Source organism: Pseudomonas sp. SIMBA_068, from assembly GCF_046534705.1.
In the GTDB taxonomy this organism is placed as follows: Bacteria; Pseudomonadota; Gammaproteobacteria; order Pseudomonadales; family Pseudomonadaceae; genus Aquipseudomonas; species Aquipseudomonas putida.
In genome coordinates this window covers 1-237 of record NZ_JAWRYI010001623.1, presented here as the reverse complement: position 1 = coordinate 237, position 237 = coordinate 1, and the positions used below count along the sequence as shown (strand labels likewise).

General features: G+C 42.6%; 1 pseudogene. It reads left to right on the top strand.

Annotation, left to right across the window (positions count from 1 at the left end):
- Window positions 1-89 precede the first annotated feature (89 nt).
- Window positions 90-237: pseudogene (eno, locus tag SB756_RS35215) on the top strand (phosphopyruvate hydratase); the annotation flags it as partial.

The window sequence follows — 237 nt, the reverse complement described above, 5'->3', positions numbered from 1 at the left end:
CGGCTTTTTTGTTTTTAAGACTGACTAAGCTATATCAAACATAGTAAAGTTAACAAAACTCACCATTTTGGGAATATAGAGGAAACAAGATGTCAAATATCGTAAAAGTAATTGGTCGCGAAATCATGGACTCGCGTGGTAACCCAACTGTTGAAGCGGATGTACATTTAGCTGATGGCTCATGGGGTCGTGCGGCAGCACCTTCTGGCGCATCTACTGGTACTCGCGAAGCATTAG